At 67.8% G+C, this 17638-nt stretch carries 13 protein-coding genes; 5 read left to right on the plus strand and 8 right to left on the minus strand.

Annotated elements, in window-relative coordinates; genetic code table 11:
- Positions 1–118: 118 nt before the first annotated feature.
- On the minus strand, positions 119–1378 hold the full coding sequence (locus EDC25_RS09930) for a right-handed parallel beta-helix repeat-containing protein (protein ID WP_136256129.1): 1260 nt from the start codon (positions 1376–1378) through the stop codon (positions 119–121).
- Here EDC25_RS09930 and EDC25_RS14730 point away from each other — a divergent pair.
- The 5 genes from EDC25_RS14730 to EDC25_RS09950 all read left to right on the plus strand — a co-directional run bounded on the left by EDC25_RS14730 (position 1370) and on the right by EDC25_RS09950 (position 6590).
- A complete protein-coding gene (locus EDC25_RS14730) occupies positions 1370–1621 on the plus strand; it encodes a hypothetical protein (protein WP_123521175.1) in 252 nt (83 codons plus the stop codon). The genes EDC25_RS09930 and EDC25_RS14730 overlap by 9 nt on opposite strands.
- Before the next feature lie 221 nt (positions 1622–1842).
- The gene (locus EDC25_RS09935) at positions 1843–2445 is read left to right on the plus strand and encodes a hypothetical protein (RefSeq protein ID WP_132577464.1); all 603 of its coding nucleotides are present in this window, start codon (positions 1843–1845) and stop codon (positions 2443–2445) included.
- A 43-nt stretch (positions 2446–2488) separates the two neighbouring features.
- Positions 2489–3274: a hypothetical protein gene (locus EDC25_RS09940; protein ID WP_132577465.1), complete on the plus strand. Its 786-nt coding sequence runs from the start codon at positions 2489–2491 to the stop codon at positions 3272–3274.
- Between the two features lie 53 nt (positions 3275–3327).
- Entirely contained in the window at positions 3328–5262 is a 1935-nt protein-coding gene (locus EDC25_RS09945) for a vWA domain-containing protein (RefSeq protein ID WP_165910896.1), read from the plus strand.
- 647 nt (positions 5263–5909) lie between these two features.
- A complete protein-coding gene (locus tag EDC25_RS09950) occupies positions 5910–6590 on the plus strand; it encodes an ECF-type sigma factor (protein WP_123521179.1) in 681 nt (226 codons plus the stop codon).
- A gap of 38 nt (positions 6591–6628) precedes the next feature.
- Here EDC25_RS09950 and EDC25_RS09955 read toward each other — a convergent pair whose 3' ends face one another.
- From EDC25_RS09955 to atpD, 7 genes are all read right to left on the minus strand, one after another.
- Positions 6629–9070, minus strand: a complete 2442-nt coding sequence (locus EDC25_RS09955; protein WP_132577468.1) for a serine/threonine-protein kinase — start codon at positions 9068–9070, stop codon at positions 6629–6631.
- 754 nt (positions 9071–9824) lie between these two features.
- A complete protein-coding gene (gene glmS / locus EDC25_RS09960; RefSeq protein WP_132577469.1) occupies positions 9825–11657 on the minus strand; it encodes a glutamine--fructose-6-phosphate transaminase (isomerizing) in 1833 nt (610 codons plus the stop codon).
- A gap of 60 nt (positions 11658–11717) precedes the next feature.
- On the minus strand, positions 11718–13088 hold the full coding sequence (glmU, locus tag EDC25_RS09965) for a bifunctional UDP-N-acetylglucosamine diphosphorylase/glucosamine-1-phosphate N-acetyltransferase GlmU (protein ID WP_132577470.1): 1371 nt from the start codon (positions 13086–13088) through the stop codon (positions 11718–11720).
- Between the two features lie 54 nt (positions 13089–13142).
- Positions 13143–14270 (minus strand): trypsin-like peptidase domain-containing protein, encoded by a 1128-nt coding sequence (locus tag EDC25_RS09970; RefSeq protein WP_123521182.1) that lies wholly within the window; start codon positions 14268–14270, stop codon positions 13143–13145.
- A complete protein-coding gene (locus tag EDC25_RS09975) occupies positions 14267–15451 on the minus strand; it encodes a hypothetical protein (protein ID WP_123521183.1) in 1185 nt (394 codons plus the stop codon). The genes EDC25_RS09970 and EDC25_RS09975 overlap by 4 nt, the downstream gene beginning before the upstream one ends.
- Positions 15452–15639: 188 nt before the next feature.
- Complete coding sequence (locus tag EDC25_RS09980; RefSeq protein WP_123521184.1) at positions 15640–16062, minus strand: F0F1 ATP synthase subunit epsilon; 423 nt, start codon at positions 16060–16062, stop codon at positions 15640–15642.
- A gap of 57 nt (positions 16063–16119) precedes the next feature.
- The gene (gene atpD, locus EDC25_RS09985; protein WP_123521185.1) at positions 16120–17547 is read right to left on the minus strand and encodes a F0F1 ATP synthase subunit beta; all 1428 of its coding nucleotides are present in this window, start codon (positions 17545–17547) and stop codon (positions 16120–16122) included.
- Between the last annotated feature and the right edge of the window lie 91 nt (positions 17548–17638).

Here is a 17638-nt window from a genome sequence, read left to right on the forward strand (position 1 = left end):
ATTGGTCGGGGATGCCGGCGCGGACGCTGCGCCCGGCTGGGCGGGCGTTGTCGGCGTAATGGGCTGGCCGGCGTGTACGGACTTGCGGCGCATGCGCCGTCAAGAGGGCAGGCCTGAGTCAGAAGGCCGCTGCTGCAGGTTCCGGGCGCCACAGCACCGGCTGGAAGTCGTCCCGGAACAGGGGCGCCTCGCGCTGCGACTCCCAGGCGCCGACATCGCAAATGGCCTCACCGTCGCCGTCGCCGTCGCGTGGTCGCGGAAAGTAGCGGGCGTCATTGGTCTGGCAGCGGGTCGGGTCGTTGGCCAGCGGCGGCAAGGGATTGCCTGCGTCGAGGATTGGGCTCCCCTGAAGTACCGACACCGTTTCCACCAGGCCGCCATTGTCGCGAAGGGCCTCGATGCGCAGGTCGGCGGCATCCGGATCAAGGGTAGGGCCACAGTCGTTCGCGGCGCCGTAGATCTGGTTGTGATGGTGTTCGACATCCACGCCCTCGTGGATCTGGCAAAGCGGTCGCGCCGGGTCTGGCCAGCGGCTGTCGGCGGGTCCGAACAGGTTGTGGCCGAGAATCAACGCATTCGGCGTCGTGCCGTGGCCCGCTACGCGAAGATGTGGAAGGGGGTGTCCCGGACTGATCCATGACAGGAAGGTGTTGTTGATCAGCGATGCATCGGCCACGGCGTACAGAAAGATGGATGTGCCGAATTCCGTCCGGTTGGCGACCAGCGTGTTGTTGTGGATCCGTACAAAGGAGCCTGGACTCCACCCCATCTCCAGATTGATCATCGTGCCGATCGAATCGTTGTCGAAGAACAGGTTGTTCTTTAGGGACGTCGACATGGTCGACTTGATGATGCCGCCCATGTCTGTACTGAAATCGAGCGTTCGCCCCTGGTTGGCGATGATTCGACTGCCCTCCACTACGATCAAACCGCTGCCGGAGGCATCGATCACTGCGCCCTTGGCGCGGCAGCAGCCGCTTCCGCTTGCGGATGAACCGGTCACGCGATTGGCGATGAACTGACTGTCCTGAATGAGTACGGTGTGCTGGCTTTCGATGACAACGGCTATCGCGCCACCGGTCGCGACCGTGGCCAGACCGGGATCCACAGAATAGGTCTCGTTGTCGAGGAACTGACTGTTGATTACGGACATGTCCCGCCCTTCCAGGTAAATCGCCCCGCCCGAGACGGTCTCGTTGCTGGCGTTGCGAACCGCCTGGCAGCCGCGCATGACCACCGTGTCCAGGGTCACCTTTCCAGCGGTGGTCTTCGTGGGCGCCTGTACGAACAGGCATCCGCCGCGCCGGCTGCCACGGCCCCGCCGGACCTCGATGTTCGCCAGGGTGAACTCGCTGTTCGGCCCGGCGACATGGAACAACCGCACGACGTCGGCGCCATCAAGGACCAGACCAGGCACGTTGGCGCCGTCGATGCTCAGGACGCTGCTGATGACCGGAACCGGCTGGTGCTGCATCGCTATGACACTGTCCGCGGGCAGATCGAAAGCGATGCTGTGTGGACCGGGAATCTGGTTGGAATCGTCGATCGCCTGGTAAAGCGTGCCCGGGCCGACGCTGGCGGTGGACGTCACGGTGAAGGTGTCGGCTCGGGCCTGGCCTGATGCGACAGCGATCAGAACAGCGGCGAAAAGGGTCGGTCTGGACATGTCGTATTCCGGGAAGAGGGCTGTCGTGGCCGCGGCGTATGGCGCGCGCTGCCCGTGTGTCTGTCTAAACACCGTTCCTGGTCGATCCCGGACATCGAGCCGTGATGTTCCGGTCGATGTCCGCTTTCCGGTGTTGGCGGCGTTAAACAGCCAGCCACAGCACGGAAATCGCAGACATGAATCCATGTCTTCCCAGCCGCCTCTTCACCGTGTTCGCGCCGGTTCTGGTTGCCTGCGGCCAAAGCCCTGACGCGGCCGAGACATCGATAGGTCCCGGACTGGCCGCTGCACCCACGCCACCCACGGCGCGCGCCAGAGAAAGGACGCCGCGCAGCCGGATTGAATTGACCGTCGACGGCCAACCGGTGCGCGCGACCGTCGCCACCAGCCTGCGCCATACGTATCTGCATGATCCGGCGGATCCCCGCTTTGACCTGGAACTGACCAGTTCATGGCTGGACGGGTCGACAATGGGGCAGCTCCGGCTCGACATCCTCCAGGTGGCGGCAGCGCGGCATCGCTTCCCCCTTGGCGACGCGGCCAAGGAGTCGGCCACGTTGATCCTGTCCGGCCTTCCCGGTCTGGACGGCGCGCGCTGGCGTTCGGTTTCGGGCAGCCTGGAACTGGACTTCGACATCGAGGATCCGCGCACGCATCCGGTCAGTCGTGCCTCCGGCACCTTCGACGGTCTTTTCCAGGAACTGCTGCCAGACGGGAACACGCCTGTGCAAGGTGGCCGGGCCCTGCCCGTCAGCGGCAGCTTCCAGTTCCAGCGTTAGGCGACAGCGGTTCGCGGTTTGCGGCGACCGCTAGGCGGATCGCGTGGATCGCGGCGAGGCAGGCGAAGTGTCGGTGTACGCGCCGGCGAGAGCCCTGCGCATTCCACCATGTCGACCGTGCCCTTCGCGTTCGGCCATCGGCGCGGCGCGCCTGTCCGGTTTTTCCAGGCGCAGGCGTTATTCCGGGTATCGCCGACCTGAGAGAATGCTTATGCGACACGCCTGCCGCGCCCTCCTTCCCGCAGCGGCCCTGATCTTTGCGCTGGGCGCCTGCACTGACGGCGACCACGCGCCGCAGGCAGGCGGAACGGCCGCCACCCAGGCTGCCGACGCAGAGGGCCCGATCCGCCACGACCGTCGCCACGACGACGCCAACTTCATCGAATTGCAGATCGATGGCGAGACCTATCGCGCCGATACCGCAAGCAGCTTCGGGCAACGCTTCCAGGGCGACCCATCCGACCCCAGGTATGACGTCACGATGTCGGGCGGCTGGATCGGCCGAAGCGAGATGAGCATCGTCGAACTGCGGCTGCTGAACATCGACGGCGAAAGCCGGACACTGACGCTGGACGGAGCGGACAGCCGGGGACCGGCAGTGGTTCTGCAGGGGATACCCGGGCGAAGGAACACGCGCTGGCGGTCGGTCTCCGGAACGGTGCACCTGCACTTCGAAGACGGTGCACTGGCCGGAGCCGGCATGGCGCGGATCGGCGGCCGTTTCGATGCCACGTTGCGAAAACTGCGCGCGAGCGGCGACGACGTCACCGACGACGGCGAGACCCTCAGGGTGCGCGGTCGCTTCGAGTTCAAAGCGGGGGCGATCTGATGGCGCGCCCGGGTTTTCATGGACTCGCGGGCTTGCAGCGCAGGCGTGGAGCGGTGGCCCCGGTGATCGCGCTGTGTGCGGCTCTCGTCGCGCCGTGGTCAACGCGTGCCCATGCGGATCCGGGCGGTGGACGCGTCACCGTCCTGGTCTACGATGCCTCCGGCTCGATGTGGGGCCAGCTGGCGGACGGAACGACGAAGGTCGAAGTCGCGCGCCGTGTGCTGGGTGAATTTCTCGCCCGGCGTGACGCTGCGGTGCCGCTGGGCGTTGTCGCCTACGGGCACAACCGGCGAGGCGACTGCCGGGATATCGAAGAGCTGGTGCCTGTGGGTGTCCACGAGGCCGCCGACGTGGCCGGACAATTGAACCGGATCAGGCCCGTGGGCATGACACCGTTGACGGAGGCCTTGCAGCGCGCCGCGGATCTCATACCGGCTTCTGCCGAATCCGCTGACATCGTGCTGGTCACGGACGGCCTTGAAACCTGCGACGCCGATCCCTGCGCGCTCGCCGCCCGTCTCACACGTCAGGGCATTCGCCTGCGCGCACACGTCGTCGGCTTCGGACTGAGTGACGCGCAGGCGGCGGCGCTGGCCTGCGTCAGCACGACAACCGGCGGCTTGCTGCTGACGCCGCGCAGTGGCGACGAACTTGCGCAGGCGCTCGATGTGATTGCCGACCTTGAGCCGGCCGTTGAAATCGACACGGAGGCGCCGACCGCTCCGGCCTACTTCGATATCGGCCCCCACGGCGAGGCCGGACATACGTATCGAATCGGCTACCGTGGCCGCGTTCCGCCGGACTACTTCGCCGGTTTTACCGCGCGCGACGCGGGGAAGCCGGACGTCAGCGCGTCCTTCCGCGTCGTCGGCGGCGCAGGCCAATCTGGGAACAATCCGGTGTCGCGCGCCGCGCCCGGTGAACCGGGCGACTACGACCTGATCATGGTTGCGCATGATGGAACGATCATTGCCCGTCAGGCCATAACAGTCGTGCCGGCCCGCAATGGATTCGACGCTGTCGGCACGGTCGCACCGGCCGAACGTTTCGTGATCCGTTGGCGCGGACCGGACCAGCTGGGTGAACGTGTGGTCATTGCGCGGCCGGACGACCCGATTGGACAGCTTGAATACGACTGGGGAAATGCCTTGCATCGTGGCGGTGAGATGCGCCTGGCCGCACCGGCGCAGCCGGGCATCTATGAGCTTCGCTACCTGTCTGCCAGGCTTGACAAGGTCCTGTTCGCACGACGGTTCGGCGTTGGTGTGGCGTTCCAGGACAGCGACCGCTCCGGCACCGCCGAGCTGGCAAGACAGGCCGCGGCGGCGGTCCAGGCGACACCGGGCCAGGACGACTTGCCGCCCGTGCGTGCCCGCTTCCGTATTCCGGACGGCTTTCCGGAGTCGCCGCTGTGGTGGTCGGCGCTTCCGCTGGATGCGGCGGTGTCGCCTGAAGCCTGGGCGCCCAGTGAGGCGACGGTCGTGGGCGAAGGCGAGTTCGAGCCTGGGCGCTACGAGGTCAGGGCGCTGGCGCCGGGCGAAGTCGTGTTCAGCCGCATCGTCGAGATACTGCCAGGCGAGACTAACGAATTCGTGATACCGCTCGCTGGAGAGCAGGACGCGGAGACAGATGCGGATGGGTTAGTGCAGGTCGCGGTGGTGGCCTGCAGCGATCAGCCGCGTGGCTGTCCGCACACGGACGCGCAAACGGGATTGCGCCTCGTGGTGCCGGACGGCTGGTCGCTGACGCAGCCGTTCTTCCACGAGACGGCGGCGGGCACGACTGCGTCCATTGCCTCCGCGACGCTGTTCCGCTCCGGCGCGGAGGGCATCCAGGTGATCGAACTCAATCCGCGCCACTGGCCTGCCGTGCGCGGCGATTGCCTCGACCGTGGAGCGCATCGGATCTGCCATGGCGAAGCGTCCGACGCGACGCTGGACCAGGCGCTTGCCGTGCTGCTGGACTCGTTGGGATCTGGCGAGCCATAGACATCCTCGCAGGAAAAATCAGTTGCGCGATACGCGGCGGCCGAGCCGCGCCTTGGCGCTGGCCGCCACTGATCCAACGGCCACGCGATTCGTCCCGCGGAGGCGGGAATCCAGCGATCCTGATGCGCAGCACTGGATCCCCGCCTTCGCGGGGATGACGAGCCGGAGTCGCGCGGATGAACCGCCGCCTTCGCGGGGATGACGAGCCGGGGTTGCGCGGATGACGAGCCGCCTTGGGGGATGGCGAGCCGCGTTCGCGGAGTGACGATCTGGCGTGGCAGGGGTGACGAGCCGACTTCGTTGCAATGACAAAGCAGCTTCGCGGGGATGACGAGCCGGGGTCGCGCGGATGACCCGCCGCCTTGGGGGATGGCGAGGCGGCTTCGCGCGGATGACGATGCGGCTTCTCATAGATGTCGAGGCGGCTTCGCGCGGATGACGAGCGGGCTTCGCGGGGATGACGGCCACTTCCGTGGTCGGTATGGTTGCGCGGTGTTGTGAAGCATCGGAGCCCCTCACTGCGCCGGAAAGATTTACCGGCACGTCGCCTGCGGGGCCTCACCGACTTACCTTCCGCCGCCCGTCATTCTGGCGATGGCGGATGTGACAGGAATGCCCGTGCCAAGGGATCCTTTCAGGTATCACGGATGCACGACGACCGCGCATCCGCGACTGGTGCCAAGGTGTACGCGACGCGGGCGTGGCACACTGGGACCATGTCGACCCATCCATCCGAAGACAAGATCGTGCCGGCCCGGGCGTTCGACACCGTCACCGGCGCCGCCGTCGACCCTCTGCTGTTCGCACAACTGGTCGAAGCCTTCTACCAGGACCTGCGTGGCCTGGCCCGACGCGAGCGTTACCGGCTCGGCGCCGGCCACACCTTGTGCACCACCGCGGTGGTCAGCGAAACCTGGCTCAAGCTACGCAGCGCGCGCGGCTGGAACGACAGCACGCATTTCCTGCGCATGGCGGCCATGGCGATTCGCCAGGTGCTGGTCAATGACGCGCGGGCCCGGCTGTCGATGAAGCGCGCGCCCGGCGGCACCGCGCTCCCGATCGAGGCCCTTCCCGAAAGTGCGGAGCCGGCGATCGACGGCCAGGACCCGGACCTGCTCGCGCTGGATGAGGTGCTGAAGGAACTGGACCGCCTCAGTCCCCGGCAGGCACAGGTCGTGGAATGCCGGTACTTCGCGGGATTGAGCGAAGCGGAGACCGCGCAGGCACTGGGTGTCAATGAACGGACGGTCCGCCGAGACTGGCTGAAAGCACGTGCCTGGCTGTATCAGCGGTTGGCTGCACCGGCGGCAGTGGATGAGCATTCCTGACTGGCGTGCGGCGGGCCCTCGGCCTGACAGGGCCGTTCTCAGCGCCTCACGTCTGTGCCTGTGCGGCGTTCCAACAGCGCCTGGATCGTATCCGCCTGGTTGAGGAAGCTGGCAGCGGGTGCACCCAGGGCTTCCAGCCGCTGCCGTGCCTGCTGAAGCTGTTGTGTCGCGGCCGCGATGTCTCCGGTCGTGGCCGCATGCTGGCTGCGCGTCAGCGTGACGCGCGCCGACAGGATATGTTCCTCGCCGAAATGGGTGTCGACGTCCTTCTGCAATTGCAGCAGCCGCGACGCCAGGTCCGATGCCGGGTCGCCGGCCAGATCGATCTCTGCGGCCAACAACCGTGTCGACAGCGCCAGCATGCTGCTTTCGCCGGCATAGGTGGCGGCCATCCCGGCGGCTTCACTGGCAAGGTCCGAAGCCGCCGCCAGCCGTCCTGTCTGCAGCAGGACCCGGGCATAGTTGTTCAACAGGGCGGCGGTCGCCGCGGACGGCCCGAAGGCCTCGCGTCGCAAGGCCACCGCGCGCGCGAACCACTGTTCCGCCGAGTCCAGGTCGCCTGCGCGGTAGTAGCCGGCCGCGAGGTTGTTGAGCGTATTCAACGCGTCGTTGCCGCTGCCCATTCCGAGCCGCTCGAACAGGCCCAGCGCCTTGCGCGAGCGGTCGATGCCGGCCTCCAGGTCACCGGCATCCAGATAGGCGGCGCCGAGATTCGTGTGCATGGCCGCGGCACGGAAATTCTCGGGTCCGTGGCGACGCAGCGATTCGACGACAGCCTGCTCCAGCACCTCGATCGCGCGCTGGATGTCCCCGCTTCGCCGTAGCAGTTGTGATTCCAGCATGCGACTGGTCAGCAGTTCGTCGACGTAGCGCCGCGGGTCTGTCCGCCAGAATGCCTGAGCTTGTTCCAGCAGTGACTGCGCCTCCTCGGTCCGACCCATGCGGAACACCGTTTCGGCCAGCGCGAAGCGGACACTGGCCGCCGCCACCGGGTCATCGACAGACCGTTCGAGTCCCAGCCAGCCGCGCAACAGCGGCTCGGCACCGACATAGTCGTCGATGTACAGATGCAGCTCGCCCAGCTCCAGCATCACCTGCGCTGCGGTGGACGGATCGCTGGCGAACTCGTCGCCGATGCGTGCCGCTGCCTGGTCGAGGACCTGCTTGGCGGTGAGCGGCGCACTGCCTGCCTGCTGCTGGCTGGCGTTGCGGAACATGTGCCCGATGTAGTCACGTACCGCCTTGCCACGAGCGGCCTCGACGCGGGCGATATCGCGTTCGAACTCCGCCTGCCGGTGCGCGAATGCGACCATCACCAGTGCGACGGCCAGGCCGAGTATCACCGCAGTGGTGGCGACCACTGGCAGCCAATGCCGGCGCAACGCACGTCGCAGGCGATAGCTGAGCGCCCCTGATCTCGCGGCGACGGCCTGATGCTGCAGATGCCGGGCGATGTCTTCGTCCAGCGCCAGTACCGATGCGTAGCGGGCGTCCGGCTCCGGTCGCAGCGCCTTGCCGATGATGGCATCCAGATCGCCACGCAGCTGGCGAGTGGAGACCACGGGATCCACCGTTGCGGCGCTGGGCGCGACCGGCGGCCCGGCGAGCATGCGCTGGACGAGAACAAGCTGGCTTCCACCGAGCAACGCCTGCCATGGTCCGCGTCCGGCCAGCATCTCGTACAGCACCAGTCCCAGCGCGTGCACATCGGTCAGGGTCGATTCCGTACCGCCGGCCAGCTGTTCCGGCGCGGCGTAGTGCGGCGTGAAGCGGGCGCGCGTCTGTTGCGTCAGATCCTGCGCATTGTCGTCGAGCAACCGCGCGATCCCGAAGTCCAGCAATCGCACGCGACCATCGCGGTTGACCAGGATGTTCTGCGGCTTCAGGTCGCGGTGAACCACACCATGGCGATGCGCAAAGGCCACCGCCGCGCAGACCTGCCGGAACAGTGCCAGTCGCTGCGCCAGCGGTAGCACGCGTTCCCGGCAATGGCCGACGATGTCGGTGCCCTCTACGTACTCCATCACCATGTAGGGCCGCTGTTCCGGCCCGATGCCGGCATCGATCAGCCGGGCAATGCCTTCGTGCTCCAGACGCGCCAGTGTCCGCTGTTCGGCCAGGAACCGCTCGACATCCGCGGGACTGAAATACGCTGGTAGGGACTTGATCGCCACCGTCTGCTCGAAGCGACCATCGCAACGCCTCGCCAGCCACACCTCGCCCATCCCGCCACGGCCGATCAGACGCTCCGGTCGCCACGCACCCAGCTGCGGCGGTAGCGACGCAGACGCCGGAAGTGGACCGGTCAGGAGAAACCCTTCGGACGCGTCGATGGCGGAAAGAAGGCGGGACGCCTGTTCGAGCAGGACCCCATCCTCTCCGCAGGCATCGCGCAGCCAGGACGCGCGGGCTTCGGGCGGCAGCTCGAGTGCGGCGTCAACCAGCGCATCGACGCGTTCAAACGCTTGGGGATCGCTCATACCGGGAGCATATCGCGCTGCCCGCCCGTGTTCCGCATTCAGGGGGCGCCCCACTGGCACGCGCGATCACTGCCGATACGCGCCGGCAGGGCCCGGACCATCGATGCCGACCTGGGTCTAGTCGGCCTTGCAGTGGACGCGGGCCCATTGCAGAACGTTTTCGTTGACGCGGGTTCGTCGTGGCGGTCGATACCGCGATGGCATCCTCCTCACTCCTGGCGGGCCCGACGTGCACTGCTCAATATGCGGCCCAGCGCAACCCTGCGCTGGGCTGGTGAGCCCGACCCGGCGCTGACCGGTGCCGCGGAGTCGGCGCTGCGAACCTGGCTGGTGGCATCCGGCCAGGACGCCGAACTCCTGTATATCGGCGCACTGGTGGCCGGAAAAAGAGGCCAGACACTGGCGGCCGCCGGCGCCGATCCCGACCCAGCCAGAGCGTCGGCCACTTGCCGGCGGAGGATCGGGTGTCAATGCGAAGGGAGATGTCCACGCTTCGGGACGAGCTGCTCGCCCGGACCGGCAGCGCCTGGCACGGCCGCCTTTCGCCGCTCGCCGTCGACGACTGACGACGGCCCCGCGACCACGGCGTGTCGCGCTGCTGGTGGGGCGCCAACGCCAACCACCCGGCCCGCGTTCGCAACCGGCGCCATCGAAGCGGTGGCCTGTTCAGTCCGGCATGGAACTGCGAAGTTCGGGATCACCGGCCTGCGCCGCGGGCTGCCGGCTGCACAGCCGCGCACCGCGGTGTCCGTGGTTACTCGACCGTCACCGACTTGGCGAGGTTGCGCGGCTGGTCGACGTCGGTGCCGCGCAGCACGGCGACGTGGTAGGCGAGCAGCTGCAACGGCACGGTGAACACGGCGGGCGCGATGAAGTCGCCGCCGGCGCCGATGTTGATGATCTGGCCGCGGGTGTCGTCCAGGGACAGGCCGGTGTCGGCATCGGCGAAGACGAACAGTTCACCGCCGCGGGCGCGGACCTCTTCCAGGTTGCTCTTCAGTTTTTCCAGCAGCTGGTTGTTGGGCGCAACGGCGATCACCGGCATGTGGTCGTCGACCAGCGCCAGCGGACCGTGCTTGAGCTCGCCGGCCGGATAGGCTTCGGCGTGGATGTAGGAGATTTCCTTGAGCTTGAGCGCGCCTTCCAGCGCGACCGGATGGTGCGTGCCGCGGCCGAGGAACAGTGCGTGCTGCTTGTGCACGAAGCGTTCGGCCAGCGCGGCGATGGCGGGCTCCATGGCCAGCGTTTCGCCGATCACGCGCGGCAGCGTCGCCAGCTCGGATACATGGCGGCGATAGGTCGCGTCGTCGAGTCCGTTGATGCGGCCCAGTTCCAGTGACAGCAGTGCCAGCGCGGCCAGCTGCGTGGTGAAGGCCTTGGTGGAGGCGACGCCGATTTCCGGACCGGCACGCGTCATCAGCACCAGGTCGGCTTCGCGCACCAGCGACGATTCCGGCGCATTGCAGACCGCGAACACGCCGAGGTGGCCGCGGCTGCGCGAGGCGCGCATCGCCGCCAGCGTGTCGGCGGTCTCACCGGACTGCGAGATCGCCACGAACAGCGTGCCCGGTGGCACGACGGTCTGGCGGTAGCGGTATTCGCTGGCGACTTCGACGGCGCAGGGAATGCCGGCGAGCTCCTCCAGCCAGTAGCGCGCGACGAGTCCGGCGTGGTAGCTGGTGCCGCAGGCGACGATCTGTACGAAGCGCACCTGGCGCAGCAGCGTTTCGGTATCGACGCCGAAGATGTTCGGCAGGATGTGGTCGGCGGCGATGCGCGCTTCCAGCGTGTCGGCGATCGCGCGCGGCTGCTCGTGGATCTCCTTGAGCATGTAGTGGCGGTATTCGCCCTTCTCGACGGCATCGGCGCTCAGCTCGCTGGCCTTCACCGGTCGCTGCACTTCGTTGCCGTCGCGGTCGATGACGGTGACGCTGTCACGGTCGATATCGACCAGGTCGCCTTCCTCGAGGAAGATGTAGTGACGCGTGGTGCGGATCAGCGCCTGCACGTCGGAAGCGAGGAAGTTCTCGCCTTCACCGACGCCGACGACCAGCGGGCTGCCCTGGCGCGCGCCGATGGCCCGGCCCGGTTCGCCGGCGCTGACCACGGCGATGGCATACGCGCCATGCAGGCGCGCGACCGCGCGCTGCGTTGCGGTGCGCAGGTCGTCGCCATCCTGCAGATGTGCGTGGACGAGGTGTGCGACGACTTCGGAGTCGGTCTCGGTGTCGAAGTGGTAGCCGCGCGCGACCAGTTCGTCGCGCAGCTCGGCGTGGTTCTCGATGATGCCGTTGTGGACGACGCCAACGAGGTCGCCGGAGACATGCGGATGCGCGTTGCGGGTGTTCGGTGCGCCGTGCGTGGCCCAGCGCGTATGCGCGATGCCGGTGCTGCCGTCCAGGGGATCGGCGGCGAGCAAGTTTTCCAGTTCGCGGACCTTGCCCTGGGTGCGGGCGCGCCTGAAGCTGTCGCCGGTTTCAACCAGCACGCCGGCGGAATCGTAGCCGCGGTATTCCAGCGCCTTCAGTCCCTCGACGAGGACCGGGACGACATTGCGCCGGGCACAGGCTGCGACGATTCCACACATGGCGACTCCGGTTCACGGGCGGGACAGTCCGCGATTATAGGCAGGCGCCGCGGCCGGCGATCAGCGTGGCTTTTTCGGTCGTTCATATCCCGGCACGGTCGTCTGCCGGGCGCGCGCCACGGACAGCGCGCCGGCCGGCGCGTTGCGGGTGATGACCGACCCGGCGCCGATGGTGGCGTCCTCGCCAATGATGACCGGCGCCACCAGGGCGCTGTTGGAACCGATGAAGGCGCCGGCGCCGATGACGGTGCGATGCTTGTTGGCGCCGTCATAGTTGCAGGTGATGGTGCCGGCGCCGACGTTGACGGCGGCCCCGACCTTGGCGTCGCCCAGGTAGGTGAGATGGTTGGCCTTGGCGCCGGCGTCCATGCGCGTCGCCTTGGTTTCGACGAAGTTGCCGATGTGCACGCCGGCGGCCAGTTCGGTGCCGGGCCTCAGGCGCGCGAAGGGCCCGATGTGGACGGCGCCTTCGGCGACCACGCCTTCCAGGTCGCAGTGCGCGCGCACTTCGGTCCCGGCGGCGAGGCGGACGTCGCGCAGGCGGCAGAACGGTCCGATGCGGACGCCGTCGCCGAGTTCGACTTCGCCTTCGAGTATCACGTTGACGTCGATCTCGACGTCGCGGCCGACGCGGACGTTGCCGCGGACGTCGATGCGCGCAGGATCGGCCAGCCGTGCACCAGCCAGGCACAGCGCGCGCGCCTGGCGAAGCTGGTAGCGGCGTTCCAGTTGCGCCAGCTGCCAGGGATCGTTGGCGCCTTCGGCTTCCAGGGGTTCCAGGCAGCGCACGCACTCGGCCGGACGGCCTTCGACGGCGGCCAGCGCGAAGATGTCGGTGAGGTAGTACTCGCCCTGGGCGTTGCTGTTGCCGATGCGCGCAAGCCAGTCGCGTAGGTCGACGGCAGCGGCGCAGATGACGCCGGTGTTGACCAGGTCGATGGCGCGCTGGACATCGTCGACGTCGCGCTCCTCGACGATCGCGGCGACGCGCCCTTGCGCGTCGAGGATCACCCGGCCATAGCCGCGAGGGTCGGGCACGACATCGGCGAGCACGGCCAGTGATCCGCGCCCGGCGGCAACCAGCGCCGACAGCGTCGCCGGCGTGATCAGCGGACCGTCGCCGAGAAGCACCAGGACGCGGGCATCGTCGGGAATGTGCCGCAACGCCAGCGAGGCCGCATGGCCGGTGCCGAGCTGCTCGGCCTGGTGCACCCAGTCCAGCGTTGCGTCGCCGGCAAAGGCCGCACGGACCGCATCGCCAGCGTGGCCGTAGACGACGTGGATCGCCGCCGGCCGCTGCGTCCGCGCCGCCTGCAGGATGTGGTCGAGCATGGGCCGCCCGGCGATGCGATGCAGCACCTTGGGCAGGTCCGAGACCATGCGCTTGCCGGCGCCGGCGGCGAGGATCACGACATGCAGGGCATCACTCATGCGACGCGTTCCGTTTGGGTCGATGTGCGGTCAATCGTAGTGCAGCAGCGCCGTTCAGGCGCCATGGTCCGGGCTGTCGAGGCGGTCGATCATCGTGTCCGGCGCCGGCTGGCAGCCGAAGCGCTCGATGAGGATGTCGTCGGCGGCGTCGGCGCGGGCGATGAATTCGCCGACGCGGGCGATCAGCGCCGGATGCTCGGACGGCGTGAAGACATCGGCCATGTGCACGACATGGTTGAAGCGGATGATGCTGCCGTTGAGGTCGAAGAAGAACGGCGCGTGCTCGTGCGACAGCAGGTGCGCGAACAGTTCGCGCAGGCCACTGCGACCCGGCTGCGCAAGGCGGCAGGAGAAGTTCACGTGGTCGGCGCAGCAGCAGAAGATGCGCACCAGCGCACTGCCCCGGTAGAAGGACCAGCTCAGTTCGCCGTGGCGCGCGAGCACCGGATTGATGTCGGCGGCGCGCAGCGCGGCTTCGACGAATTCCGATACCGGCTGCAGGTCGGGGCTGCGGAAGAAGTCGCCGCAGTCGTCGTGCTCGTCCAGGCGCGTGCCGCAGTTCGGGCAATGCCGCGTCGGCTGCGCGATCAGCTCCTCGCAGGCCGGGCAGTGCAGGCCGAAGGCTTCGGTCTGCGTGCGGAAGCCGGCAATGAAGGCGCGCACGTCGGCGACCGGAATGCCGAAGCCGACGGATTCGGCGGCATCGAGCTTGCTGCAGGTGACGGCGACCACGCGCTGGGCGTCGTCGAGCATCGGGCCGCCGGAGTTGCCCGGATTGATGGCGGCGTCGGTCTGGATGAACACCTGGTCGTCAAGCAGCTGGCGTGGATGCGAGACCACGCCTTCGGTCAGGGACAGCGGCAGGCCGACGGGGAAGCCGAGGATGTGCACCGGCTGCTTGGCGCGCTGCACGTCCTCGTCGGCCAGTTCGAGCACACGCTCGGTCATCGGGCGTTCGAGCTCGACGATGGCCAGGTCGCGACGCGGGTGCACGCGTCGCACGGTGCCGAGTACGCGCGAGCGGTCGCGCATTTCGACGGCGACCTCGCGGTAGGGCGCGACCACATGGCTGTTGGTCAGCAGGTGGCGTTCATCGATGAGGAAACCGGTGCCGGTGCCGTTACCGGTATAGACCTGGAACACGCCAAGCTGGTCGATGGCGTCGAAGACCTGCGCTGTCATTGCCACGCTCCTTCGAATGCGGAGCCGCCGTCGATGGCATCGGCGCTGTCCTCGCCCTGGCCGTGGGCACGCACGATGGCGGCGGCACGCGCGCGCATCAGGTCGGCGGCTTCCCGCAGCGGCCGCCCGGACGCCTGGTCCAGCGCCTCGCGCAGCGCTTCCTCGACGCTCGGCGGCCAGACGAACCAGGCCAGCAGGTAGAGGAAATCGACCGCCTGGTACAGCGCCGATTCGAAGCTGCGGCCGGCGGCGTGGTAGTCGGCGATGGCCTGCTCGCGCTGGCTGCCGCTGAGGACCTTGGCAAGCAGGCCGGCATTGCCTTCGCTGATCGGATTGATCGCGTAGCCGACATGGCCGAGGCTGGCGACCAGGTCGCCGTCGGGCAGCGCCCGCGCTTCCTTGACCGACTTGGAGAGGATCGCCAGCCGCCGTGCCGGCTGTTCATCGCGATCGCTGTAGATGGTGTTGGCGTCGTTGAGGCGCTCGGGCAGTCCGCCATTGAGCGGCAGCGCGTAGATGACCTGGCTGTAGGCGAAGTCGGCGACACGGTTGAGCAGCGCACTGGAACGGTAGCGGCGCACCTCGTCGACCATCGCCTCGACGGCGGCCCAGTGCGTGCGCCAGATCTCCAGCGCCATCCGCACGTCGGCCTCGTCCAGCGCCTGCACGGCCTCGCGGTCGAGCGCCTGCATGCCGAAATCCTCGGCCAGCCAGCTGTCGGCATTGCAGGCCGCTTCGGCCAGGCGCTGCACGACCTCGATCAGTTTGTGCGGATGCAGGAGCGTGAGGCGCTCCTCGAATTCCAGCGACACCACTTCGCCGCGCAGGCGCGGCTGGAACAGCTGGCCGGTACCGGAGAGCCTGGACAGGAAGTGCCGCAGCGCGGCGGTGGCGCTGCCTTCCATCGACAGCGCACCGAGCACGGCGCGCACGACGAGGCGCTCGTCCTCGATGTGCAGGCGCACCCGCGCTGTGCCCTGGACCAGGCACAGCGGCGTGTTCGTCAGGTCGGGCGCGGGTTGGCCGGGCAGCAGCAGGTAGCCGATGGCCTCGTCGATGGCGGCGCGATGTTCACCGGCCTCGTAGAGCTCGATGGCCTTTTCCCGCCGCAGGTGGTCGCGCGGCGCGAACGGGATCGGGCGGCGCAGGGTCGGCGGCAGGTAGAGCGAAGTGATGGCCACGGTGGGTCAGCGATCCTGGTTTGGCTGCGCTCGGCCGGCGCTGGACGGGGCCTGTTCGCAGCGGCACGTGCCGGCGCTGGGGCGTGCCGGTCCGCGGCGCCGGCGCAGAGGATGAATCCGGAGGCCAAGGCGACGATGCCGGCATGAAGCCGGCATCGTCGCGCGCCTGTGGTTGCCCGGGGTGTTGCTCAGTGTTTCAGGTTCTTGCGCAGGCGCTCCAGCGCCTGCAGCTGCGCCACCGCCTCGGCCAGCCTGGCCTGGGCTTCGGCGACGTCCATGGCCTGGCCGCGGTTGGCCAGCGCGCGCTCGGCTTCTTCCTTGGCCTTGCGGGCGACGGCTTCGTCGAGATCCTTCGTGCGGATCGCGGTGTCGGCGAGCACGGAGATCACCTGCGGCTGCACCTCGAGGATGCCGCCGGAGACGTAGAACTCCTGGCTTTCGCCGTTCTCGAGGACGACGCGCACGTAGCCCGGCTTGAGGCGGGTGATCAGCGGCGCGTGGCGCGGCGCGATACCCAGCTCGCCCATCTCGCCCGTGGCGACGACCAGGCTGACGTTGCCGTGGAAGATTTCGTCCTCGGCGCTGACGATGTCACAACGGATGGTGCTCATTCGGGTTCCTCGGTGCGGTGGAGCGGAGCGGGCCCCGCTCCACGCGGTCGCGGGGTCTTAGGCCGCGGCGCCCATCTTCTTGGCCTTCTCGACCGCTTCCTCGATGCCGCCGACCATGTAGAACGCCTGTTCCGGCAGGTGGTCGTACTCGCCGTCGCAGATCGCCTTGAAGCCGCGGATGGTGTCCTTCAGGGACACGTACTTGCCCGGCGAACCGGTGAAGACTTCGGCGACGTGGAACGGCTGGCTGAAGAAGCGCTCGATCTTGCGCGCGCGCGACACGGCCTGCTTGTCCTCTTCGCTCAGTTCATCCATGCCGAGGATGGCGATGATGTCCTTGAGCTCCTTGTACTTCTGCAGCGTGGCCTGCACGCGGCGCGCCGTCTCGTAGTGTTCGTTGCCGATCACGTTCGGGTCGAGCTGGCGGCTGGTCGAGTCCAGCGGGTCCACGGCCGGGTAGATACCCAGCGAGGCGATCTGGCGCGACAGCACGACGGTGGCGTCAAGGTGCGCGAAGGTGGTGGCCGGCGACGGGTCGGTCAGGTCGTCCGCGGGCACGTACACGGCCTGGATCGAGGTGATCGAACCGGTCTTGGTCGAGGTGATGCGCTCCTGCAGGACACCCATTTCCTCGGCCAGCGTCGGCTGGTAGCCCACGGCGGACGGCATGCGGCCCAGCAGCGCCGACACTTCGGTACCGGCCAGCGTGTAGCGGTAGATGTTGTCGACGAAGAACAGCACGTCGCGGCCCTTGCCCGACGCGTCCTTCTCGTCGCGGAAGTACTCGGCCATGGTCAGGCCGGTCAGGGCGACGCGCAGACGGTTGCCCGGCGGCTCGTTCATCTGGCCGTAGACCATGGCGACCTTCGATTCCGGGAAGTTGTCCGGCTTGACGACGCCGGCTTCGATCATCTCGTGATAGAAGTCGTTGCCTTCGCGGGTACGCTCGCCGACGCCTGCGAACACCGACAGACCCGAGTGCTGGGTCGCGATGTTGTTGATCAGTTCGAGCATGTTGACGGTCTTGCCGACGCCGGCGCCGCCGAACAGGCCGACCTTGCCGCCCTTGGCGAACGGGCACATCAGGTCGATGACCTTGATGCCGGTTTCCAGCAGGTCGCTGCCGCCGGCCTGCTCGTCGAACGTCGGGGCGGCGCGGTGGATTTCCCAGAACTCGTTTGCCTGGATCGGGCCGACTTCGTCGATCGGCTCGCCGAGCACGTTCATGATCCGGCCGAGGGTGCCTGCACCGACCGGCACCGACACGGCGCGACCGGTGTTCTCGGCGACCAGTCCACGCTTCAGGCCGTCAGTGGAACCCAGCGCGATGGCGCGCACGATACCGTCGCCCAGCTGCTGCTGGACTTCGAGGGTGATCTGGGTGCCCTGGATCTTGAGCGCGTCGTACACCTTCGGCACGTTCTCGCGCGGGAATTCGACGTCGACGACGGCGCCGATGATTTGTACGACCTTGCCTTGGGACATGGTTGGAACTCCGTTGGTACTTTCTGGTTCGGGACTCGGGGACCCGGTGCAGCGAGGATTCGCCTTGCCGTGTTCCCTTGCTCCGGGCCTC

It is taken from the genome of Pseudofulvimonas gallinarii, assembly GCF_004343305.1.
Taxonomy (GTDB): Bacteria; Pseudomonadota; Gammaproteobacteria; order Xanthomonadales; family UBA2363; genus Pseudofulvimonas; species Pseudofulvimonas gallinarii.